Here is a 25,329-nt window from a genome sequence, read left to right as displayed (position 1 = left end):
TTCATTGTTCCGTAGACTCGCCTTCCAGGATGCGTCGCAATGCCTGCTGGAAGCGGGCGCCCCAGTCTTCCTGCGCCGCCTCGGCGCGATACGCCAACGCCTCCAGCCGGATGTCAAAACCGGCGTCATGTTCCGCCACCTCGCAGGTCAGGCTCCACTGCGACTGCGCTCCGGCCACGCCGGCCAGCTCAAGCTGGCGACAAGGGACTCCGGCGATGCGGCCGGTAAAGCCGTCTTTATTGAAGTAGCCGAAAAAGGCGGAGGGATACAGCGCCTCTCTGGACAGGTCAGGATGACGGGCGCCGAGGTTTTCCGCATCGTACAGGTAATGGCGACAGGCCTCGCGAACCGCCGCGGACACCTCTTGCAACAAGCCGCTCCCCTGCTCCGACGCCATGGCCACCCGCACAGGCAACAGGGTCATCAGCGGCGCGATGACCGTCTGTTGCGCCAGATTGTCGCGGCCGTGGAAGATCATGGAGACCAGTTGCTCCGCCTGCTGGTCGAGCCCGCTCTTGAACTGGGTGAACACCGCCATGAAGTATTCCGGAACGCTGATCTTCAGTCTGGCGGTCAGCGCTTCGATACGCGCCTTGCAGTCGGCGCCCACAGAGACCAGCCAGGCGCCGGTGCGCGGTTGAGCAGCGACCGCCGGCGACGTCGGCGCCCAGCCCTGCAGTTGCGCCAGCCAGTAATCCGCGTGCGTGCGTCGCTGAGCGGCGAAAGCCGGGCTGTAGAACAACTCGGAGTACGCGCTCAGATCGCCGCCGGCGTCGGACTGAGGGGCGTCCGTCGTCAGCTCATGCAGAACCTGGGTCAGTCCCGAGCCGTCAATGCAGGCATGAGAGAAATCCAGCAACAACACGCCGCCCTGTGCATCGGACACCCAGCGACCGCGTACGTTTACGCCATCTTCCAGAGAAAACGGCCGCACAAAGTCGCGCACATCCTCTTCCAGACTCCCCAGGCTTTGCCGTTTTTCCAGACGAAACAGGAAGCGTTTGGCGGGGCGCAGGAAAAGCTCACCTTCCGCCAGCGTAAACTGCGCGCTGAGACTCTCATGGCGTGAAAACGCCGTTTGCAGCAGGTTGCGCAGTAGTTTCAGATCCGGCTCCGCATCAAACGCCAGCGCCACGAAACTGTTGTTGCTGAGATCGCCGGGATGCAGTTTCACCGCCTTGTAAATCGCCCTTTGCGCAGGCAGCGCCCGGATGCCCCGGGTTGACGATTGAGTGGACGCTGGCGACTGAGTCGAAGCAGGCGGCGTAGTTGACGCTGACATGAATGTCGCTGATTGCGCGTCCGCAGTCTGTTCCGCCTGAGAACGGACCAATTCTGCTTCGATCAATTTAGCCTGACTTTCCAAATCCAGATGCGCCACGATCGCGCTCAGGGACAAAGCGAGATTGAACTCCCGCTGAATGCCCGCCATCAGCGCCACCGCCAACAAGGAGTGTCCGCCAGCTTCGAAAAAGTGCGTTTGACGGCCAATGGCGTCGGTGTTGAGTAGAGCGCGCCACAGTTGCGCCAGCCTCGCCTCCACCCCGTCTCTGGGCGCTAGCGCCTCAGAAGGAGCCGCGGCGCTGAAAGACGGCGCCGGCAACGCTTTGCGATCCAGTTTGCCATTGCTGGTGACGGGCATAGTCGCCAGCCAGATAAAGTTGGAAGGAATCATGAACGCCGGCAGGCGGTCTTGCAGATGTTCCCGCAGCGCAAGATTCAACGCGTCTGCCTGAGCGTCCATGTCTTCGGCGTTCGCCAGGGCCAGTGGCGCCGCCGTGATATAGGCGACCAGACGGGCGTCTCCCGGCGCATCTTCGCGCACCAGCGCCACGCATTCCTTGACGCTGGCGTGGGACGCAATCGCCGCCTCCACCTCGCCCAGCTCAATGCGAAAACCGCGCAGCTTGACCTGAAAGTCATTGCGTCCCAGGTACTCAATATCGCCATCAGGTAGAAAACGGGCCAGATCGCCCGTGCGATACATGGCGCGCCCCGCATCAGCGCAGAACGGCGCGGCGACGAATTTTTCGGCGGTCAGCTCGGGTTGATTCAGATAGCCCCGCGCCACGCCCACGCCAGCGATATACAACTCGCCAACGACCCCGACCGGACAGGGTTGACGGTGCGGATCGAGAATATAGAGGCGGATGTTGTCGATCGGGCGACCGATGGGAACCGTCGCGCCGACCTCATTGCCCACGCAATCCCAGACCGTCACGTCAATGGCGGCCTCGGTCGGTCCATACAGGTTATAGAGTTCAACGCCGGGGAATCGCTCCCGAAACCGGCGCACGCTTTGAGCAGGCAAGGCTTCGCCGCTGCAAAACACATGGCGCAGGCTGTCGCTGACGCTGGCCGCCGCCTGATCCAGAAACGGCGACAGCATGGATGGCACGAAATGCAGGGTGGTGACGCGACGGGCGCGAATCAGGTCACTCAGATACACCGGGTCCTTGTGCCCCTCCGGCTTCGCCACCACCAGGCGCGCGCCGTACATCAACGGCCAGAAGAATTCCCACACGGAGACATCGAAGCTGAACGGCGTTTTTTGCAGCACCGCATCCTCCGCCGTCAAAGCGTGGGCCTTCTGCATCCAGGTCAAACGGTTCACCACGCCGCGATGTTCGTTCATCACGCCTTTCGGGCGCCCGGTGGACCCGGATGTGTAAATGACATACGCCAGATGAGAGGCGTTCACCGCCGTTTCTTCGCGGCTCAGATCTACGTTGCGCTTTTGCTCCCAGGCCGCCGTTGCGTTGAGGTCAATCAGTCGCGCGTCGCGCTCTACGGCATAGGCCGCCAGCAGCGCATTAACGTCCGCGGGCGCCTGAGCGTGAGTCAGCACCGCCTTCGGAGCGGCGTCGCGCAGCATGTAGTCGAGACGGTCGCCGGGATAATGCGGGTCCAGAGGCGCATAGGCGGCGCCGGCTTTCAACACCGCCAGCAAGGCCGTCACCATCTCCAGGCTGCGCTCCACGCAGACGCCAACGATGGCGTCCGGCCCGACGCCCACATCTTCCCTCAGATAGCGCGCCAGTTGATTGGCGCTACGGTTCAATTGCGCATAGGTCAACGCCTCTTCGCCGAACTCCACCGCTACCGCGTCCGGCGTGCGCGCCGCCTGCGCTTCGATCAGCCAGTGCAGACAGGCCTCACTGGGAAAGTCGGCCTGGGTCTGATTCCAGCGCCGCACCACCAGATCACGTTCCTGCTCGGGCATGGCGCTCAGGCGGCCAAGTCGGGTTTCAGGGGCCGCCTCCAGGGCGTCGACGATTTCCCGCAGCGCCGTCTCAAAAAAGTCGCACACCCGCTCCGGATCATGTCCCAGCGCCACCTGCGCGTTGACCACAAAATCATCGCCAAAATCGTCCACATTCACCGACACTGGATAGGTGGTGCGCTCCATCACGCCGGAGTAGCTGACGCCCGCCACAGCGGAGGGATTGAGGGCCTGAAACGGGTCCGCTGACGGAACGTTGCGCACGTCACTGTGACGGTAGTTCAACATGGTCGTGAACAATGGCGTCTCGCCCTGAATCTGCGCGGACTTTTGCGCCTGCGCCAGGGAGGCCTGTTCATGTTTCACCAGTTGCATCAGCCTGTCCTGGGCGTTCCACAATCCTTCCAGCACCGGCAGCGAGCCCAGGCGCAGACGAATCGGCAGCGTGTTGATGAACTGCCCCATGGCGCTTTCCGCTTCGTCGCCGGCGAACATGCGACCCAGCAGCACCGTGCCGAACACCACGTCATCACGCCCGCTCAGGCTGCCCACTACCTGCGCCCAGGCCAGATGAATAATCGCCGCGACGCTGACGCCGTGCGCCCTGGCCTGCCGCCGTATCTGCGCGGATTGCGCCGGAGAAAGCGAGCGCCAGGCTTCCGTAACCGCATCCTCGCCGGTCAGATACTGTTCCAGGCCAAGGGGAGCCGGCCCCGGTTCATAGTCCTGCAGCATGTCGTCGAAGAAGGCTTTGCGCCCCTCAACGTCGACATCGGAATACAGGCCGGACCGGGTTTCGGAGAACGACACGGCGGACGCCGGCGCAAGCGGCCGCCCCAGCATTTGCGCTTCTATCTCCTGCAGCATTTTTTCTACAGTGGCGTGGTCCACGGCCAAGTGGTGCAGCAGGTGCAGCAACACCCATTGCCCGTTCTGGGCGTCATAGCAGTAATAACAACGCTGCAGGGGCGCCCTGGCGATATCGAAGCGTTGCGCGGACGTAGCGCAGCGTCGCTTCAGGGCGGTCACGGCGTCTTCGCCCTCCCGTTCCGCATGCACTTCCTCTACGGCCAACGGCACCTCTCGCCAAACCACCTGCAGCGGTTGCGTCAGCCCTTCATAGGCAATACTGACGCGGAAAGCGTCGTGCCGGGAGATAGTGTTGCGCAACGCATCCAGATAGCCATGCAACAGAACAGCGCTGGCGAACCGGGTCGCCTGCCATAACACATAAGGGTCCGCCGCCGGATTGGCGAGAGCATGATAGAACATGCCCTGCTGCAGCGGCCCCAAAGGACAGACGTCCTTGATATTGGCGGGTCCGCCCGTGACGGCGGCGATGGCGGTCTGTTCCTCCAGACTCAGTTGCGACCACAACGTCGGCCGGGTTTCGTTCGCCGCCGAAGTCGCCGCCCCCTGCTGCGGATCAAACCGCCGCAGCTGCGTCGCCAGATCCGCCAGGACCGGGTGCTGATACAGGGTGTGCGCATCCACGATGAAGCCGCGACGACGCAGCGCCAGCATCATTTTTACGATAAGCAGTGAGTGGCCGCCCAGGTTAAAAAAGTGCGCATTGCGGCCGATGTCCTGCCCCCCCAGCAGTTCGCTCCAGACCTCCGCCAGCAGGCGCTCCAGCGCAGTTTCTGGAGGCGTGGCGTCGCCGTTGTTCGCAGCCCTGTGGGCGATGACCGGAAAGGCTTTACGGTCGACCTTGCCGCTGGCGGATAACGGGAAACGCTCCATGATGACCACCGCAGCGGGCCTCATGTAGTCCGGCGCCTGCTCCTGCATATAACGGCGAATGCTTTCCTGAACGCCTTCTGACGTCTGGCGTTGCTGCGCACGCTCCGAAACCAGCACGAAAGCCGCCAGACATTTGCTGTCCGCATCCTCTCCCTGCGCCACCACGACCGCATCGCGCACCGCCGGATGCCGCATCAGCATGGCTTCGACTTCACCCAGTTCAACCCGGTAGCCGCGTATTTTGACCTGAAAGTCGATGCGACCCAGAATGTCCAGCAGCCCGTCCGGCCGCCATCGCGCCAGATCCCCTGTGCGATACAGACGTCGCGGCCCGCCGCCGTCCACATCGATATCGACGAACCGGGCGGCGGTCTCCTGCGGACGCTGATGGTAACCATAGGCGAGTTGCAGCCCGCCGATGCACAGCTCACCCGGCGCTTCGTCCTGTAGCGGACGGTTGTTCTCGTCCAGCACATACAGCTCAACCTGATCGATGGCCGCCCCCACTGAGGGCAGATCCGGCCATTGCCGGGGATGTCCGCTCAGCGTGTGCGACGTCACCACATGGCTTTCCGACGGACCGTAGTGGTTATGCAGACGGCAGTTGGGTAAAGCGCTGAAGAATTGCCTGATGGCGGGAGTGATCACCAGCTGCTCGCCGGCGGTCACTACATCAAGCAGCCCGCCGGGATAGCGATCCTCCGCCACCGCCGCCAACGCCAGGCTGTTCAGCGCAACATAGGGCAGGAATATCCGTTGCGCCTGCTGCGACTCAATCAATGATAACAGCGCCACAGGGTCCAGACGCAGTTCATTGGCCATCAACACCAGCTCACCGCCGCTGGCCAGCGTGGCGAAGATTTCCTGGAACGACACATCAAAACTCAGCGGGGAAAACTGCAGGGTTTTCTTGCCCGCGTAATCGCCCTGCTCGCGAATCTGCCAGACCAATAAGTTCACCAGGGCTTTGTGGGGCATGCACACGCCTTTGGGCGCGCCCGTGGAGCCGGAGGTATAGATAAGGTACGCCAGATCCTCCGGCGTGCAGGCGCGGGGTGGATTCTGCGCCTCGTCGTCGTTTGCGTCGCCGGAAAAGTCATAGGCGTCCATATCCAGGAAGGCGAAGGTTTCGGGCAGCGTGCGGATAATCTCGCCGCTGGAAATCACCACCGAGACATTGGAGTCGCGCAGAATATAGGCCTGACGCTCAAGCGGATAACTCATATCCACCGGCGCATAGGCGGCTCCGGCTTTTAACGCGGCGATAACAGCGACGATAGCGTCTATGCCGCGATCCAGGCAGACGCCCACTACCGCGAGTTCGTCGCCATAACGCCGGCGCAGTTCATGCGCCAGCCTGTTGGCGCGGCGGTTCAGCGCATCATAGGTCAGGGTTTGCGCGCCAAAACGCAGCGCAACGGCATCCGGGGTGCGCGCCGCCTGACGCTCGAACAGATCGTGCACGCAATCGTCCGCGACGGCGTCCGTACCCGGGTCGGTTTGGTCGAGATGGCCAGAATTACTGTCTAACAACGATTTAGTAAACATAACTATCTTCTTTAAACTCAATAAGTTGACCGTTTTTCATGGTGATCAGGGCGTCCGCCTCGGAAAAATACTCATCATCATGGGTCACGACAAAAACGATGCGTCCCTGGGCTTTCAACATAGGGACCCATTCCTTGTAGAACCGGGATTTGGAGCGCGGGTCCTGGTCCGCGGCCCATTCATCCAGCACCACCACCGGACTGGGGTCCGCCAGCAGCATGGCCAACGAGAGGCGTTTACGCTGCCCAGTGGACAGCTTGATGTTGTCGAAGGCGCCGTCGTCCAGCAGCGTGGACTTATCCGCCATTCCCAGCAGCGCAATGTTGCGGTTGATAGCGTCCCGCGCCGTGATCAGGGCGGGATCGTATACCCGCTTGAACAGCCAGTTGTCGCTGAATATGGCGCGGGTGTGCTCCAGCAACTGGCTTTGCGACACCTCGACGCCGTCTATCCTGAGCGCGCCCTGGGCGGGGGCGTAGAGGCCCGCCAGAATCATCGCCAGGGTGCTCTTGCCGGAGCCGTTGCCGCCTGTCAGGAAGTAGGCCTTGCCGCTTTCCGCCGTCATGGAGACCGGCCCGACCCCGAAGCATTCGCTTTCCCCGCCCGGCGCGGGATAGTTGAAGCGAACGCCGTCCAGTTGCAGGGTTTTGACCGGTTGCAGAGACGCGCCCGCCGCGCCGGACTCGGCGCTCTGAATGGACTGACTGAACGCCACCATGTTGCGCATCAGACTGCGCAGCCGCACCAGTTCGGGCATCGCCGACATGACCGCGTTCAGGGGTCCGATCAGATACAGCAGGATGATCAGATACTCTTTCGACGCCGCTCCGTCGAACTGGGAAATCAGCAACGGAAACAGCAAGGCCACCGCCACCAGCAGCACCGTCAGCAATGACTCGCCGATGAAGAACGCGCTCAAGAATCCGCGATCATATTGAATTCGCAACGCCTTGAAGCGGTCTGACACCGCCTGGGCATGGCGGTAAAAACTGCGCTTCACCGCTTCACGACGCAGCCCTTTGTAGCCCTTCTGCAGGTCTTCGACGGTGTCCATGAACTCACTGCGGGTCTGCAACGCCTGCGGCATGATGCGGTTGGCGCGCTCGGACACGTAGTAGTACAGGCCAATCATGGGAACCGCGCAGGCCAGCAGAATGGAGGTCGCCATCGCGGATTTGAACGCCATCAGATAGGCGAACAGAAACACAATCGTCAGCAGGTTGGCGAAGAACGGCACAAAGGCGAGCACGCTTTTGGCCAGCTCCTGGGAATCTTCACCCACCACAGACTGGATTTTGCCGGGGGACAGGCGTTCAACGCTTTTATAATCCGACTCCAGCAGCTTACGAATGATCTCCATGCGCCAGCCCTGCACGAAGGCGTGGCCGAATCGCATAATCTGCAGTTCCGCGGCCTTGCGGGCGGAAATATAGAAATAGATGCAGTTGAACAACAGCGCCGCGCTGTAGGCCAGATTGGCCGCCGGGCTGTCAATCGCCTGGATGATGCACAACACCAGCGCCGAGTTGAGCAGACCGGAAACCACCGTCAGGCCGACCACTTTGGCGATCATCAGCGACGAAAAGGTTTTGCTGTCGAACTGTTCGCTGTGACGGGACGCCTGGAAAAAGAACAGGCTCAGAGCGTTGACGCAGACAACCAGTCCCGCCGCCGCCGCCAGCAGGCTTGTTGGGCCCCACACCAGCAGGTTCGCCCATCCCAGTCCCAGGGTAAGAGGGGGCGCGATTATCAGCACCGACGCCAGCGCGACGTTCAGCACCAGCAGGCGTCCCAGGAATGCGCGCCAGCTCACCCTTTCCGCAGACTGCACGAAACTTTCCTGCACAATGTCCGCGCCTACCTGGGAGCCCTTGGCTTCGCCATCCACCGGCTCCGCGGAACGCGTTTGCAGACGCCGCAGTACAGGCAGCGTCAGCAGCGCGCACAACCAGAAAACCACGGCGGCGACGGTCGCGCCCCAGTCTCCCGTATCTGCGGCGAAGCGCTCCGGCAGAGGCTGCGGCGACGCGCCGCGCAGGTGTTCGAAGACCGCCCGGCCCAGCTGAATCACTTGCGGGCTGTTGCTGTTGCCCAGCAGCGCAACGCCGACTCCGGTTTGCGGGTCGAACGCCACATAGGCGCCGGCGTTGGGGTTCTGTCCCGGATGACTCCAACTGGTGGTGGCGCCCGCCTCGACATCCCACCCGTAGGCGTAGCCAGAGTCGCTGTCGCCGCCATAGGGACGTTTCGCCTGCTGCAACGCCCATTGCAGGACGTCCAGACGCGCGTCGCTTGGTTTGGGCGGCGGCTGCAGCAGAAACTGCAACCACCGCGCCATGTCCTCCGGCGTACTGAGGATATATCCCGCCGGAGTGTTTTGCAGATAGCGCGGCGCTTCATACGGTCTGGCGACGGTAAAGCTGAGCTTATAGCCCGGTATGCGCGGCGCGGTGGCGGCGGGGTCGCCTTCCACGAAGGTGTCCTTCATGCCCAGGGGCAGAAAGATTTTCTCCCGTAACAGGGTCGCGAAGGATTTCCCCGTCGCCCGTTCCGCCGCCAGCCCCAACAGGCTGTAGTTCAGCGTGGCGTACTCCTCTTTGGCGCCAACCGGATAAGTCAGCGGCGTGTCCCGCAACAAGCCCGGCAATTGCTCCAGAGCGTTGGCGGCGTCGCTGGGACGCAGCAGGTCCAGGGTATCCCCGGACAGGCCACTGCTATGAAACAGCAGATTATTCAGGCGAATGGCGGAATATCCCAATTCCGGGCGCTGATTCAGCTCCGGAATCCAGCGTGTGATCGCATCCTGCCGGCTCAACGCGCCTTCCTGCTCCAACACGGCGATCAACAGGCCGGTGAAGGCTTTCGAGCAGGAAGCCAGTTCGAATACGCCGGCTTCCTGCTCACCCAGACGCAGCGTGTGCGCCTGGCCATTGACGACCACGCTCAGTCCCCCGGTGGGGATCTGCGACGCGTCCCAGCGCCGGGTCAGCTCGCTGACCGTCTGCGCCAGATCCGCCGCGGGCTTGACGCTCGCCATGTCGGCGAACGCGCGCCCCGTCAACGCAAACAGGAGGCTGATCAGAAGAACGCCAATGCGGATTAAGCCGACATTATTCATTGACTTCGCTCTCCTGACGCTGGGTCGCGCCCCGCAACTTACGGCGAGCCTGCAACGCCCGTCGCTTGTCGCCAAGGTCCGCCTGTGCGGACGGCGCAGGATCGACCGACGCAGACTCCGCCGGCGCCAGTTCCTTGCTCAGCTCACGCAGGGAGGCGGCTTTAAACAGCAGGGCCACCGGAATCTCACGGGCAAGCCTTTGCTCCAGCCGCTTGGCGAACTGGATCAGATCCAGTGAGGTCGCCCCCAGGTTGAAGAAGCTGGCGTCCACATCCAGCCCGTCCGTGCCCAGGAAGCTTTCCAGCATGGCGCGCATCGCCGTCAGCAGCGTTTCCGCGTCTGCCCCCGCCAGAGATTCCGCCTCATCGGCGGCGTCCGGCGCGCCCTGGGAAGCGCTGGCGCTGAACAGCATCTGCTGAGTGCTCAGTTGTTTCTCCAGCACGACGCCGATCGGCAGTTTGGAGACAGCGGCAAAAGACGATGAGGTCTGGCGCGCCAGGGTCGCCATCGCCAAGGCAATTTGCGTACCTTCCTGGTTCGACAGGCCCTCTTCCCGCAGTTTGGCGGCGAAGCTTCGCTCCTCCGAACGCGTCTCCATCGCAATGACGATCTTTCCGATGTGCCGGCCCTGGGCCATAAACTGAAACGCGTCGGCGATGTCTCTGGCGGCGTAGGCTTTGGTGGGCAGCGGTCTCAGCGCCTCCCGCTCCAGCAGCGCCACGACCTCAGCCCAGGCTTCTTTGTAAGCAGGATGCTCCGCCCCGGCTTGCACTGCGTGGAAACTGCCGCCTTCCGCAAAAATCGACAATCCCAGCTTCCAATCCTGCAGGATGTCCCGCAGGCCAAGCTCCAGAAAACGACCTTGCGGCGCTAATAGAAACACGCTTTCTTCCAGAAGTTCTCCCGCCAGCGCGTTGAGTATCACCTGGAACGGTCTGTCGCCGAGCTGACGTCGGAACGCCTCGCCAAACTCCCGCGTGCGGGAATTGGCGGCGCCCTTGGCGCCCAGACTCACCAGCAGATTGCGTTTCTCTTCCGTACCGGCGGTGACCCAGACTTCCGCGCCCAGATGCAGCGCGATCTGCATGGCCGCCATGCCCACACCGCCAGCGGCGGAATGGATCAGTATGCGTTCGCCCCGTTTGAGATTGGCGGCATGCTTCAGAGCGATCCAGGCGGTGGTGAACGCGACAGGGACACCGGCGGCCTGCTGATATCCGAGCACTGGGGGGATAAGAGCCACTACTCTCTCCGGCATGATGACGTGCTCCGCCAGGCAGCTATGCCCCGCGCACATCACGCGGTCGCCGACGCGAACTTTCGTCACCTCCGCGCCGACCCGAGTGACGACGCCCGCCGCTTCCTGGCCGAAGGTCATGCTCGGGTCGGACGGCGCGGGTAAAACTCCCAGGGCGATCAAGACATCCTTGAAGTTAAGTCCCGCCGCCCTGACTTGAATCTCCACCTCCAGCGGGCCCGGCTCCCGGCGCTGCTCCTGGCGGGATTCGAAGGCGAAATTGCCGTCGCGGGCGTCGCCATTGCGTAAACGCATGACGGCATGACGGGCCGAGTCATTACTGCGTAACGCCTCCGACGCATCCACCAGCAGCAGATCGTCGATCGCCACCAACAAGGCGTTCGTATCCGAATAGATTTTCACCTGTAGCAATTTGCCGGCGCCCAGATCGCTGACCTGCACCCAGCTTCTGACCCGGTCGCCCATGGGCGCATACTGCGTGAACGCGCCGATGGACACCGGCGCATATTGCGCGTCCTCCTGCTCCGGAGAGGCGATCAGGGTGGCGGTGTCCAGCAATGCGACATGCAGACCCTCCGTCGCCGCCTCGCCCTGATAAGCCGCCGGTAACTGCAATTGCACGGCGACGGCGTCGGGGGCGACGCGATCCACCGCAATCACATTGCGCCAGCGCGGTCCGAAGGCCAGCGCGCCGTTGGGGCTGACGCCGACGCCATCACGAGCGCGGAACAGAGGCTCCCTCCGCCCAACGGGCTCCTCGTCACCCACTGACTCCTTGCCACCAATTGGCTCCGGGCCCGCCTGTTGCGATGAAATCGCGCTGTCGTCAAGGCGGATTTTGCCGGTTGCGTGGCGGGTCCAGGACTCGGTGGAGAATGCGCCAACGCCGGAGAAAATCGTGAAAGCGGCGCGGTCATCGGAAAACGCCACCGCCACGTCTAACGCCACTCCGTCCTGCACCACCAGCGGCCTTTCAATGGCGACGCCGTGCAGAGAAAACCGTTGCGCCAGCCCTTGCTCAGCGACGGCGCGATGGGCCAAGGTCACCATGCCCATGGCCGGCATCACCGTTGTGGCGGCGTCCATGCGGTGCTCGTCCAGCCACCAGTCCCGCCTGGCGTCCAGAGGGCGGCGCCACAGCAAGGCATGCTCCGCTTCGGACCGCACAGGCTGTTTGAGGGCGGCGTCCAGTTGCTGCGCCGATCGCGTCGCCATGCCGGATTCCGCCCAGTCGTCCCAGGCGATGGCCAGGGCGCGGCCGCCCCGTCGGCGCACCTGCTCTGCGTAAGCCTCCAGACAGGCGTTGGCCGCCACATAGGCGACCTGCCCGACCTTTTCCTTCGGCAGTAAATTGCCCAGACTGGAGAACAGCAACATTGTCGGTTTCCCCAGCCGCTCCAGGTTGTCGCACAGGAAACGGGTTCCCGTGACTTTCGGCGCCAGGGTGGCGAGGGATTCCGCCTCCGAGCGCATCTGCATCATGGCGCCTTCGCCGCGACCGGCGGTATGGAACACATAGTCGACGCCAACGCCCTGCGCCGCGAGCTGGAACACCGGCGCGAAAGCCTTGTTCAGGGTCGCTTCGTCGCCAAGATCTCCCTGCAGCAAGGTGACGCGGCCGCCTTTGCATTCAAGGTTCAGCACCCATTGCAGAAACTCAGCGTTGGCGCTCTGACCGGCGATCTCCGCCGACCAGTCCCGTCGCGGCGGTAAAGACTTACGTACCAGCAACAGCAGATGACAGTGGTAGACCTCCGCCAGATGCTCCGCAATCGCCGCGCCCATGCCGCCATTGGCGCCGGTGATGAGCACCCAGCTGTTACGGCTGATGTCTGGGAGCGCGCGCGCCAGAGGTTGCTCCTGTATCCGTGCGCTCACACGTCGACGCCAGAACGCATCGCGTCGCAAGCAATAGAACTGGCCGCCGCGCCAGCCGTTTTCCAGCCAGGGTTTTAGAGCCAAGGCGACGCTTTCCCCGTCCGCCTGTCCGCTCGTCAGGTCTATGCACAGGGCTGACAGATCCGTGTATTCTTCCGGCGCAATCAGCAATGGGCCCAGCAACTGGCTTTTTTCCGCGCTCGGGGTTTCCGTTCCCTCCCAGGCCGCCATGCCGACGGTAGGAAATACCAGTCTTAATTTTGGCGAGGACGGCTGCGCCGCGCTCCACCTGGCCAGCGCCACCGGCAGCCAGAACGCCCAGAATTGCGCCTGTGTGGCGTCCAGGTCATCCAGCAACCCGGTGACAATCACGTCCATCGCCGCGGACGCCCGCAACCCCTGCTGCGTCAGCCAGTCCTGCAACTCAGCATGGATATTGCTGAAATCGCCTCGCCACTCGCCGTACTCGATCACACCGCAGCGCTGGTTGTGGGTTTCCAGCGCCTGCGCCAGATCCCGCTCTCGTTGCGTCAATTGACGACAGATAATCCAGGTATCCGGGGTTTCATCCATCGCCAAACGTTCGGGCGGTTGCGCGCCAATGCTTTCCCATTCCTGTCCATAAAAATGCGAACCAAAGAACAATGAGGCTACCGTGTCGGCGTTCTGCCTGGGAGCCGCCGCAACAGCGCTCGCCAGCGGCGCGCAGACGCGACGCTCAAAGGCGTGCCCGGGCAGATGGCTGCGCAGGCTCTCTTGATCCCGCGCCTGCTGTGGGTACAGCTGCGACCAGGCGATGCGCACGCCCTGGGACCAGGCTTTGGCGATGAACTGGCGTAGCGCCGTCGCCTCTTGCTCCACGCCCGCGGCGCCCAGACTTGGCGTCAATCTTGACGCCTGCAGACGCAGCCATTTACGCGCATGCTGCAACAAATCCACGCCGGTTCCGATTTGCGTATAGAGCGCATCAGGAAACGCCGCATTCACTTCCGCCAGCGCCGCGCCCCACTGCACCGGCGACAGCATTTGCCGCACCCAGTATTGCGGATCGCACATGTCGCTCTCGTCGAGCTTGCGTCCCGTGGCGGTTGAGAAAATGACGCACTGCGCCGGTTGTAGCGCGCAGGATTGCAGCAATTCGCCGAACGCCCGCGCCGCCGGTTCGATCAACGGCGTATGGAAGGCGTGGGACACCGCCACACGTTTAAATGTCAGTCCCTGACGCGTCAGCCAGGCTTCCGCCGACGCAGCGCCCTCCTCCGAGGTCGCCAACGTCCAGGTTCCCGGACTCAGTTCTGCAACCCGCCACAGCTCAGCCGGCAACGGGTCGTCAAAGCCTTGCTTGCAGCTCACGGCGAACACTGCGCCTTTGGGCGTGGCGTCCATCAACCTCGCGCGGGCGACCACCAGCGCCATCCCCTCTTCCGGGGTGAAAACGCCTGCGACTGCCGCCGCGGCGAATTCACCCAGACTGAAGCCGCACAACGCCGCCGGTTGACAGCCCATCTCGCGCAACCAGACGCCCAGGGCGGTTTGCAGCGCATAAATCAGCGGTTGTAGATACAGCGTCGACAGGGATTCCGGCTGCTTGAGGCGTTCGATCAGGACATCCCGCTCAGCGCCGGGCTGTGCGCCCAATTCTGTGATCAGCAATTGCGCCGCCTGCTCCAGCAGACGGAAATACAGTTCGCCGAATTCGGGAAATTCCGCCGCCAGACGCAGCCCCATTTGCGCGGATTGCGATCCCTGACCCGGGAACAGCCAGACCTGCTCGTCTCTGGGCATCTCGGCGCCGTCCGTCCATTGCCATGCGTCCAGTTGCTGCTTCCAGTCCGCGCCGTCGGTGGCGACAAAGGCCGCGCGAGAGGCATACTCGCTGCGGTTGTCCTGCAACTGCCGGGCGATTAGCGACAGATCCGCGCCGCCCTCTGCAAGGTCCAGGTCCAGATGCAAAGCGTAGGCTTGCGCCAAACGGGCCAGCGCCGCCGGCGACGACGCCGACAACGGCAGGATATGCCGCTGCGCCGTCTGTGTCTCGGCGGTCTTCACCGCTGTCTCCACGGAGTTGGCTGCGTCCAGATCCTCGATGCGCGGCGGTTGCTCTAGCAATACATGCACGTTGGTGCCGCCGATGCCGAATGAGCTGACTCCCGCCCGGCGAATGGGCTGTGCGGAGGGCCAGTCCGCCGCCTGGGTCGGGGCCCAGAAAGGGGTTTTATCCAGCTCCAGATGGGGATTGGGCTTATCGAAATGCAGTGTGGGGGGAATTTTGCCGTAGCGAACGCTCAAGGCGGCCTTAATCAGACCGGCGACGCCCGCCGCCGCATCCAGATGCCCCATGTTGGATTTTACGCTGCCGATGGCGCAACGAAACTGCGCCAGTTGCTCCGGCGGCGTCAACGCTTGCGCCGCTTTGTTCAACGCCTGGATTTCTATGGGGTCGCCAAGCACCGTGGCGGTGCCGTGGGCTTCGATCATGCCCAGACTGGAGAACGGAATATCCGCCAGTTGATACACCTGGGAAATGACATCCGCCTGCCCCTGCACGCTGGGGGCTTCAAAGCTCACCTTGCGAGCGCCGTCGTTGTTCATGGCGGACTCCAGGATCACCGCATGAATCGGATCGCCGTCCGCCAAAGCGTCTTCCAAAAGCTTCAGCAACACCACCCCCACGCCATTGCCGTTGACCGTGCCCTGGCCCTGATCCGAGAAAGTCTTACAGTGACCGTCCGGCGACAGGATCATGCCGTTCTGGTACAGGTAGCCCCCCGCCACCGGGTCCGTAATGCAGGCGCCGCCAGCCAGCGCCATGTCGCACTCTCCCGCCAGCAAGGATTTGCAGGCCAGGTGCACGGCGGAAAGCGAGGTTGAACAGGCGGTCTGCACATGCACCGCCGGTCCCTGCAGTTTCATTCGATAGGCGATCTGCGTGGCGAAAGCGGCGGGGTCGTTGTAGTTGCCGACGTCGAACATTTCCGCGATGTCCTGACTGGCGCCCGCGAACTGCTCCAGCCGCTCCATGTTCAGCGTCGAACCGATGAACACGCCGGCGTTAAGAGAGGACGCGCCAGGATTCAGCCCGGCGTCGAGAAAGGCGTTGTAGCTGACTTCGTGCAGCACCCGCAATTGCGGGTCCATTTTCTGGGCTTCCCGCTGCGAATAGCCGAAGAACTCATAATCAAAGCACTCCGCATCCTCAAGCGCGGCTTTGGCCGGCACGTAGTTGGGCAGGTCGATGAGCTCGGATGGCGCGCCGGCGGCCAACAGTTCGTCCCTGGAAAAAAATGACACCAGCTCGCGGCCCGCCAGAAGATTGCGCCAGAACGCGCGCCAGTCGGGGCTTTGGGGGAATCGGCAGGAAATACCAATTATGGCGACTTCGTTACCGCTAAATTCTCGCTTCATGATACTGAACTTCCTTTTACTTTACGCCGTCTGTCGGCCAGCCGGTTCTTGCCGGAACGGGCGGATGACAGGATATGTGCCTGGGTGGACGCAGCGCCGGCGTCAGCCGGGTCCGTCTGCGCGCCGGTATGCTCTGCGGACGCTTCGCTGCGCCTGATCCAGGCGGCGAAGGAGGCGATGGTCGGATGCTCAAAAATAACCGCCACGCCAATGTCCCGGGCGAATCGTTGCTGCAGTTGCGATTGCAGGGTAATAATTTTGATGGAGTCGCCGCCGGCGTCGAAAAAGTTGATGTCCGACGCCACTACCGGGGTCTCCAGAATGTCACGCCAGACCGCCTGCACCTGCGCCTCCACCGGGTCTGTCAGCGGCGCCTGCGCAGCCGCCGTCTGGGCGTCTTCCCGGGCCTGTCGGTCGGCGATATCGAGCAGCCGCCGGCGGTCGATCTTGCCGGTGAGCGTACGCGCAAAACCATTCACCGCCAGAATTCGCGACGGGGTCCAGGACTCCGGCAGATGTCGGCGAATGTGCTCGCGAACACGGGGCTCCAGTTGCGCCGCTGGCGCAGCGCTGTCGACGAACAGCCGCCATTGCCGCTTCCCGCCCGGGCCGCGGACCGGCAGCAGACAACTGGCCTGCACCTCCGCCATGGTTTCCACCACCCGCTCCAGCTCGCGGGGTTCTATGCGCACGCCGTTGATTTTCACCTGATCGTCGATGCGTCCCAGATAGTTGAATCCGCTCGCCGGAGAAAAAGTCACCGCATCTCCGGTGCGATAGAAACTTTGATCCTGATAGTTGACGAAGGCTCTGGCGGTCTCGACCGCGTTTGTGGCGTACCCTCGGGCCACTGCGCGCCCCGCCACCCAGAGTTCGCCGCGTACGCCGGGAGGCAGCGGCTTGCCGAATATGTCCGCGCAATAGGCGACGACGTTCTGAATAGGCCAGCCGATGGCGACCGCCGTATCCGGCGTTTGTCTGGCGCTCAGGCAGTCCACGGTCGTCTCGCTGGGGCCATAATGGTTGCTCACCGCATATCCCTGGCCCAGCAGCTGATCCCGCAAGCGCAACGGCAGTTCTTCCCCGCCAAAGATCCACAACCGCATGGCGGGCAGTATGGGAGCGTCTTCCAGCAACGGCGCAATGGCGCCGGGGATGAAATTGACCAGGGTCGCCTCTGTCTCCTGCATCATGCGGATAAACGCCGTGCGGTCCTGTAAAACCAGTGGCGCGGGGTATATCAGCGTAGCGCCCACGCAGAGGCTGCCAAACAGGTCTTCCACGCTGGGATCGAAATTCAGATCCGTCAGTCCCAGCACCCGGTCCGCCTGGGTGAGGCCGGTTTCACCAATGAACCAGTCCAGCAGATTCGCGACGGACTCGTTGCGAATGGAGATGCCTTTGGGCGCGCCGGTGGTGCCGGAGGTGAAAATAAAATAAAACTCGTCTTCGGGACGCCGTTGCGACCAAAACGCCGGCAGTGGGGACGGGACATTGCTGTCCGTTTGCGTCGCCAGCGACGCCTCTATTTCCAATAGAAGACAGCCGCTATCCGCGCCTAATTCGGCGATCAGAGCCGCGTCGCACAGCACGATGCCGCAGCCTGCCAGCTCCAATAAGGTCTGCTTGCGCGACGTCGGGTCTTTCGGGTTGAGATAAAAGTAGCTGCCGCCGCTGAACAGGATCGCCAGAATCGCCACCGTCGATCCCTCGCCTTTCGGCGCATGCACGCCTACCCGGTCGCCGACCACAAAGCCGGCGCGCGCTAATTGCGCCTGCACGCCGGCGATGCGTTGCGCCAGTTCGCGGTGGCTGATGCGGCGTTCGCCGTCGATCAGTCCGACGTGATGCGGCGCCTCGATCAGACGTTGACGGATACCCTGCAAGGCGGCGTTGATGTCCGCCGTTGCCGTGGTCGCTCCCGCCACCAGATGGCACGCCTGCGCCTGATCCGGGACCAGCTGTAACAGGCAGTCCGCAATCGGCGCGTCGTCCGCCTGCGCGACCAGATCCGCCGCCAGGCTGTCGAAGGCGTGAAACGCCGCGGTCACTGCAGCGGGATCGCCGCTGAAGGTTTCGCCCGCGCTTAACTCGACTTTCCAGGCGTCCGCGCCGGAAACTGTGAGGGTCAGGCCGAAATGGGTGGTTTCCTCGGTATGCAGATCGGTCAGGCTGGTGACGTAGGACGCGTCCTGCAAACTGGGGTCGATAGGATAGTTGTCGAACACGACCAACGAGTCATACAACTCTTCTCTCTGACCCGCGATTTCACGGATCAGCAACGGCGGCGTTTTTTCGTGGGCCTGAGTGCGCTGCAAGGTCTGGAACATCGCGCGCAGCGCCTTTTCCAGAGTCCAGGCCCCGTCCAGGGTCAGCAACAGCGGCGTCGTGTTGGTGAACAGTCCCAACGGCTGCTGCTCTGCATTCTGCGCCAACGCCGCCTCGCGCCCGGAAAACGCGCAGCCGAACGCCACGGTTTTCTGAAAGGTAAGTTTGCTTAAGGTCAGCGCCCAACACAGGTACACAAAACTCGCTGGCGTCACGCCGGCGCGACGGCACAGCGCCTCAATCTCCGCCTTACGCTCTTGCGGCCACAAACGCCCGGCTTTTGCGGTAATCTCTGCGAGCGGCGCGTCGTCAGGGTTTGATTTTGATGTCGCACGACGGAACAGGGGTTCATCCAATAATTTTGTGGTGACGGCCACATCCCTGTCGTCAGCGTCCTGCAACGCATCGCGCCAATACTCCCGACTGCGTTGCAGCGCTTCCGGGTCAAGCCCTTTCCAAAGCTGCTGCGAATACAGCCGCGACGCCAGCGGCGGGATAGGCTGGCCACGCAGGCCCTGCATCCACAGGGAGACCAGCAATGAACTGCTCCAGCCATCCATCAGTATGTGATGGAAACAGAAAGCGATGCTCAGCGTTCCTGCTGCAACGTCATGCAGGCAGGTGATGCGGAACACTTCGGCGTCCAGCTCAAACGGCCGCGCCTTGGACTGCGCCAGCCAGTCGAGACAGCGGGCTTTGTGGTCTGACGCAGCGAGAGGCGAATAGTCCAAAGCAATGCGGGGCGCCGCGTACACCGCCTGATGCGGCGTGCGCAGGCCACGCCACAGGAAGACGGATCGCAGAGCGGGCTGCGCCGCCTGGATTCGCCGCCACAGGTCGCCAATCTCCGTCTGGCTCGCCGGCGTGTTCAGAGTAAAGGACACGCCAATGTGATAGGCGCTGTTGCCGTCCTTCAACGCATGAAACAGCAAACCACTCGCTTGCGGAGTCGCCTGCAGCAACTCCTCAATGTAGTTTGACGACTTCATGCGCAGCGCTCCGCCGCGTCATAAAGGTGCTGCAGCCTACGCTTGTCGATGGCCAGAGAGACGGCTCCGGCGTCTTCGATAATGTTCAGCCACTGCTGAGTGCGGGCGTGGATGAAGGCGGCCTGTCTGTCGTCTTGATCCTGATGGCGGTCCGCATCAGCCAGCGTCTCCTTTACTTCGTTTCTGATGCGTCGCAGCTGTTGCAGGGCGCCGGGATCATCCAGAACCGGCAGTTTCGCGCTGTACAAGTGATAACAGCAGCGTTGCAGAAACTGCTCGCGGCGATTCTGCGGCGCGCTCATCGTTTGTGCGAAGGCGAACAGGTCCTGCGGTTCACAAACCGATTGCATAGGCAGGTTCGCGCGCTGGGTAAGATAACTCAGGACGGATTTAGGGGAAATTTCCAGATAACGGGTGACGCCGTTTTGCGCCACATACTGCAAACTCCGCAACCACTGCACCGGCGACGTCAGGTGTTGCAGGATGGACGTTTTTATCTCCGCCGCCGGCGTTTCCGCGCCGCTCACATTACAGACCAGGCGGGACAGCTGCTCGACCGGTTGCGCGGTCGGCAGGAAGTCCAGCTCGCGCTCCAGTTGCGCACGCGCCTCCGCCATCAGCGGAGAGTGGAAAGGTCCGCCGATCTTCAGGGGATACAGCAGACCGCCCAAAGCCTCCATCCGGGGCGCAAAACGTCGAATCTCCGCCATTTCTCCAGAGACCGTCGCCTGATCGAAGGCGTCTATGGCGGAGATATAGATATTCACCCCGTCCTCTGCTCTCGCCTTCTCCACTTCCTGTGCGACAGTCGCGGCGGGGGCGTGCAGCACCCAGCACATTTCGCCTTGATCAAACTGACGCGCGCAGGCCTCGACGATTTCGGAACGCAGATTGACCACCTGAGTGAGCGTAGCCAGATCCAGATAGCCGGCGGCGCACATGGCGGGATATTGCCCCAGGCTGTGTCCCATCACGAAATCGGGAACCAGCCCGCCGTGCTTGCGCAATATATCGGCGATGGCGACGGTGGTCGCCGTCAGCGCCAACTGAGCGATGCGCACCTGTTTCAGCGCGTCGCGGCGCTCGCCGTGAATCACCTCCTGCAGGTTGACCTGGGACAGCTCCGACACTTCCTGCAGGCGCTCCCGATACTCGGGATAGACCAGGAATTCGGCGAACATATCCGGCTGCTGGGCGCCCACTCCGGGAAAAAGAAAGACGGTTTTAGCTGAATCCATAGCGGTTCTCATACTGCGGCTCCGTTAATGATGAGATCCAGCTCCGTCTGTGAGAGCTGGCAAAAGGGAAAATCCGAGGGAAGCAGGACGGACGGCGCGGCAGAAATCGCGTCGCCCTCGCCCAGCAGTGCATCGCGCCAGGCTGACAGTCCGGCGTTCAGTTGCGTCAGGTACTGGATGGCGCGCGCCTCGCTGGCGCCGGGAACGCCTAGACGCAATTCCACGCAAACCGCACCGGACTCGCGCTCGTCAAACACCAGCAGGTCGAAGTCGGCCACACTGCGTTCCTGCGGATGGCGGAAGCCCCCGGACAACGCCGGCGTCAGCGTGAAGTGACGCCACTGCCCGCTCAGTCCACCGCCAATATCGTTGATACAGAGCAAAGGTCTGACTCGCTGAATCTGCGCGCTCAGGTGACGGAACCAGTTCTGGCGTCCGTCGCAACAACGGGACTTGATCTCTCGCAACTGCGCCGACGCGCCTTGCGCAAGCGGATTCAGGCTCACCTGATGAAAGCCAGTGAACCAGCCCACCGCATTGGCCAGCGCGCCGTCCCATTCGTGGGGAACGTTCGCTTCCGAAAAAACGCGACCGTGATGTTCAAACAGCGCCACAGGCTGCGCCGGACTGGCGTTGTCTTCATCCAGCGCCGCCATCAGCGCGGCGGCGAGCAACTGGGTGCGCTCCGCCTTAAGCCGCCGCTCCATGTCCTGAATGTCCGCGCCCGACAGCGTCAGCGTCAATCTGACCGGCTCCGCCGTCGCTGTTGCCTCCCCGCAGTGCGCCATTTGCGCCGCACCGCCGTGATCGCGCAACCATTTCCCCCACAGGAACGCGCCAGCCTCTACTTCTCCGCTGGCGGTAGTCGCGTCGCTCAGGGCCTGATCCAGTTCGTCCAGTAAATAGATCCAGGAATGCACGTCGCAAATCAGGTGATGGCACACCCAGATCAGATAGTTCTGGTCCGACGCAGGGTCGTAAACAATTTCATGAACGCTGGGCTGATGTTGCAGGCTGACTGCGCCCTGCAACTTACGCAACCGCGCCATGAGCGACTCCCCTATCGCCAGTTCATGTACGGCCAGCGAGGTTGAGGCGGACTCAAAATGACAGGCGCTAAGGTCGGCGTTGGTTCTTAGCGCAAAGATTTTATGACGCGCCTGCACCGCCTGAACGGCGGCGTGAATGCGCTCCGGCGTCAGGGACGACGGCGCCGCCAGGGTCACCCCCTGTTGCAGGCGATTCGGATAGTGAAAGCCTTGCTCCCGCATCCAGCGCACGCTGGGCAGATGGGTGATCCAGTTCGCATCGACGTCCTCAATGGCGATGGCCTCACCGGCATTCTGCGTCTGACTGTTAGCGCAGGCTTTCTCCAGCACGGCGCCCAGGGCGGCCATGGACAACAGCCCCCCTGCGCCGACGCGGACGCCCTGCTTCGCAAGCAGCGCCGCCAGACGGATGGCTTTGATCGAGTCGCCCCCCAGCGCCAGGAACGACGCCTTCAGGTCCACGCCCTGGGGCCAGATCGGCGCGAAAAAGTCGTCATTCAACCACTCAGGCAGCGAATAGGTTTGTGCGGCGTCGGCGTTCTGCCCGCCGATGCTGCGCGAGGGCGTCAGCGTCGCCGCCAGGGCGCTGTGAGCCGCCGCCGTCAGCGCCTTCATATCCACTTTGCCGTTGGCGTTGACCGGCCAGGGCTCCACCGTGCAATACAGGCCGGGCAGCCAGGCGTCGGGAAGTCTGTCCTGCAGGCGCGCCTGAAAATCCGGGTCGTCGTGAGGGATCGGTTCGCTGCTGCACAGCGCCACCAGCTCGCGACTCTCGCCTGCCCCGTCCGACGCATGCGAGGCGTTGGCGGCCGCCAGCTTCAACGCTTTTATTTTGCCCTGGCGATCCTCCGCACCCAGCGCCGCCAGCGCGCTTTCCACCGCTTTTTCGATTTCCGTGGGATGAATGCGATAACCGCGCACCTTGAATTCTTCATCGATGCGCCCGAGACAGTGCAGCTGGCCCTGGGCGTCTTTTACGCCCAGGTCGCCGGAGCGATACCAGCGATGTCCGTCCTGACGACTGCGCACGAATTTGGCGTCAGTCTGCATGGGGTTGTTGAGGTAACCCTCCGCCAGCACCGGGCCGCCGATCCATAACTCGCCCTGAAATCCTTGCGGCATGGGCTCGCCTCTGGCGTCGCGCACCGACATCAGCGCAGCGCCAAGCGGCGCGCCAATGGGCGTGACGCCTCCGCTGTCTTCGGCGGCTACAGTCGAACTGTGACGGGTATGAATGCAGCAGCCCACCGTCGCTTCGGTAGGACCGTATTCATTCACCACGCAGCTGCCGGCGGGGAAAACGCGCAACGCCTGCCGCACCAGCCCCTCGGACAGGTTTTCGCCGCCGACCACAAAGGTCAGCGGGTGGCGCCGCGGAACGCTGTGCTCCGTGAGCAGAGACAAATGGGAGGGCGTGCATTTCACCCCGGACAAGCGTTCGTCGGCCAGCAGCGTCCGCAGTAACGCGGGGTTATCGCGAATATCCTGTTCATGAGGCTGCATAAACCCGCCGGACAGAACAGGAACCAGAATGCTGGTCTGCGTGAGGTCGAATCCAAAGGAGGTGAACAACGGCGTATTGAACGGCTGCTCTCCCGCGTAAGCCTTGGCGGCCGCCACGGCGTAATGCGCCAGCGCCACAGGAGAAATCGCCACGCCTTTGGGCTCTCCCGTCGAGCCTGAGGTGTACAGGATATAAGCTGGTTTATCCTGGACTGCGTCCGTTAGGGCGTCCGGCGTCGGCGCCGTTGTTGCGGACCAAACCGATGACTCTGACGCCTTGTGAGTCGACCATTCCAGCGGAATGGACATGTCCAGCAGCGCCAACGGCAGTTCCAGGCTTTCCGCCAGACTCTGATCAGGCGCTACGTACAGGCACAGAGACGCCCCGGAATTTCGGGCGATAGTTAACAGCCTGGCCGCGGGCGTCGTGGGACAAACAGGAACCACGGTGATGTTATCGATCAGGCACGCCAGATACGCCAGCACTGTCGCCGGCGTGCGGCGCCCAAGAATCATGACGGGCCGATCGTCGCCGCCGCGCTGCTGACGAAGGTGTTCGCGCAGCCCGCACATCCAGTCCCAGCCCTGGCGGTAATAAATAGGAGCGTCATCCGGGCCTGCGCTGAATAACAGGTGGTCGGAGTAACGCTGGAAAGCGTCCCGAATGCGCGCGCCAATAGGCGTCATGGTTTCTGCAACGGACTGCGCAGCTTCCGTCTCGTGGGTTTTACGCGTTTTATGTGTTTTATGCGTTTTACATATTGTTTCCGCGGCGGTCATCACTTCCTCAGCCGCTTCCATGGCGTAGTCCACTACCGTCTGCAGAAAGGCGCGGCATTGAGGCTCCGACCACTGGCGACGAAAATCCGCTTCCAGCGTGATGCTTCCATCCTCGAAGCGATCATGAATATGTAGGGTGGCGAACAGCGCTTCCACCGCCTGCAAATGGTCGATTTCCACTTGCGCGCCAGAGACGGAAGGCTGAAACGCGCCGGTCTGATAGGACACGCCGAACGCAGGAATGACCCGTTTCCAGTCTTGTGAGGCGAAGTCTCCCCAGCGCGCGCCGGGGGCGTATCGGGAATGCGCCAGGGCTTTTTGCAGCCCCTTGCGCAGGACGCGATAGCAGTCCGCCACGGTCTCGCCCGCCGCACGGGATACCGGAACCAGCACTGGCGCCACGGCCATCGCAATGGCGCGTTTTTCGTCCTCGCTCCAGCGGTTCAACATCGGCGCCTGCACCAGGACCGCATCGCCGTCTTCCACCACCATTTGCGCATAGGCGACGGCGGCGAAAAACAAACGGAACACGGAACCGCCGCCCGCTCTGAACTGACCCAGCAATGCATTCTGATCGGCGCGCAAAGACAGGCGCACGCGCCTGCTGCGCGCTTCCCCGCCCCGGTAGTCGCCAATGGGCTGGCGGCTGCTTTGCAGAGCGGCGGGAGCGGATTCGCCGAACAGGCTGCGCCAGTATTCCGCGTCCCTGCGCCACCGTGGAGACGCTTCGTACTCCTGCTCCCGCTCCGCCATGACGGAAAAAGCAGGGCTCCCGACCTGCCCACAGGCGTCGCCTTCCAGCGCCGCCGCCAGACGCTCCATTAATAACGCCAGCGCGGCGCCGTCTGCCGCGGCGTGGTGGGCCTTCACGAACCAGCCGGATTGCTGGTCGCGATACTGGACGGCGAAGACGCGGATCGGCGTTCGCGACAGATCCTCTTCCAGCAGCAGCTGACGCTCGGCCCACTGGGAGAACGCCTGTTCCGGATCAGGATGCTGGCTGAAATCCACCTTTTGCACGTCCGCCAGTGGCGCCTCATGACGCACGCCCCGCCACTGCGTGTCGGACGCATCGGCGACAAAGCCAATGCGGAAGACATCCTCGGCGTGAACGACCGCTTCAGCCGCCAGCGCCAGACGCTCCAGCATCAGACCGCCATGCATGCGCGCCACGCCGCCCAGATAAAAGCGCCGCCCGGACAAATGAAAGGCTTCCATCTTGAAAACGGTCTGTTGCGACCGGGACAACTCAAATGTCAGCTTATTCAT

At 62.7% G+C, this 25,329-nt stretch carries 6 protein-coding genes; all 6 read right to left on the bottom strand.

Going from position 1 to position 25,329, the window contains the following annotated elements; genetic code table 11:
• Position 1: 1 nt before the first annotated feature.
• The 6 genes from ONV78_RS17080 to ONV78_RS17055 are packed head-to-tail and all read right to left on the bottom strand — an operon-like array spanning position 2 to position 25,329.
• Positions 2–6,514 carry a non-ribosomal peptide synthetase gene (locus ONV78_RS17080; RefSeq protein ID WP_279504904.1) on the bottom strand — a complete coding sequence of 2,171 codons (6,513 nt, stop codon included), beginning with the start codon at positions 6,512–6,514 and terminating at the stop codon, positions 2–4.
• Positions 6,504–9,632: a serine hydrolase gene (locus ONV78_RS17075; protein WP_279504902.1), complete on the bottom strand. Its 3,129-nt coding sequence runs from the start codon at positions 9,630–9,632 to the stop codon at positions 6,504–6,506. The genes ONV78_RS17080 and ONV78_RS17075 overlap by 11 nt, the downstream gene beginning before the upstream one ends.
• Positions 9,625–16,173 (bottom strand): type I polyketide synthase, encoded by a 6,549-nt coding sequence (locus tag ONV78_RS17070; protein ID WP_279504900.1) that lies wholly within the window; start codon positions 16,171–16,173, stop codon positions 9,625–9,627. Before ONV78_RS17070 ends, ONV78_RS17075 begins: the two co-directional genes overlap by 8 nt.
• Positions 16,170–19,490 (bottom strand): AMP-binding protein, encoded by a 3,321-nt coding sequence (locus ONV78_RS17065; protein ID WP_279504899.1) that lies wholly within the window; start codon positions 19,488–19,490, stop codon positions 16,170–16,172. Before ONV78_RS17065 ends, ONV78_RS17070 begins: the two co-directional genes overlap by 4 nt.
• Positions 19,487–20,740, bottom strand: a complete 1,254-nt coding sequence (locus tag ONV78_RS17060; RefSeq protein ID WP_279504898.1) for an ACP S-malonyltransferase — start codon at positions 20,738–20,740, stop codon at positions 19,487–19,489. Before ONV78_RS17060 ends, ONV78_RS17065 begins: the two co-directional genes overlap by 4 nt.
• Entirely contained in the window at positions 20,737–25,329 is a 4,593-nt protein-coding gene (locus ONV78_RS17055; RefSeq protein WP_279504897.1) for an AMP-binding protein, read from the bottom strand. The genes ONV78_RS17060 and ONV78_RS17055 overlap by 4 nt, the downstream gene beginning before the upstream one ends.

Source organism: Hahella sp. CR1 (genome assembly GCF_029813005.1).
GTDB lineage: Bacteria > Pseudomonadota > Gammaproteobacteria > Pseudomonadales > Oleiphilaceae > Hahella.
This window is presented reverse-complemented; position numbering and strand designations above follow the sequence as displayed.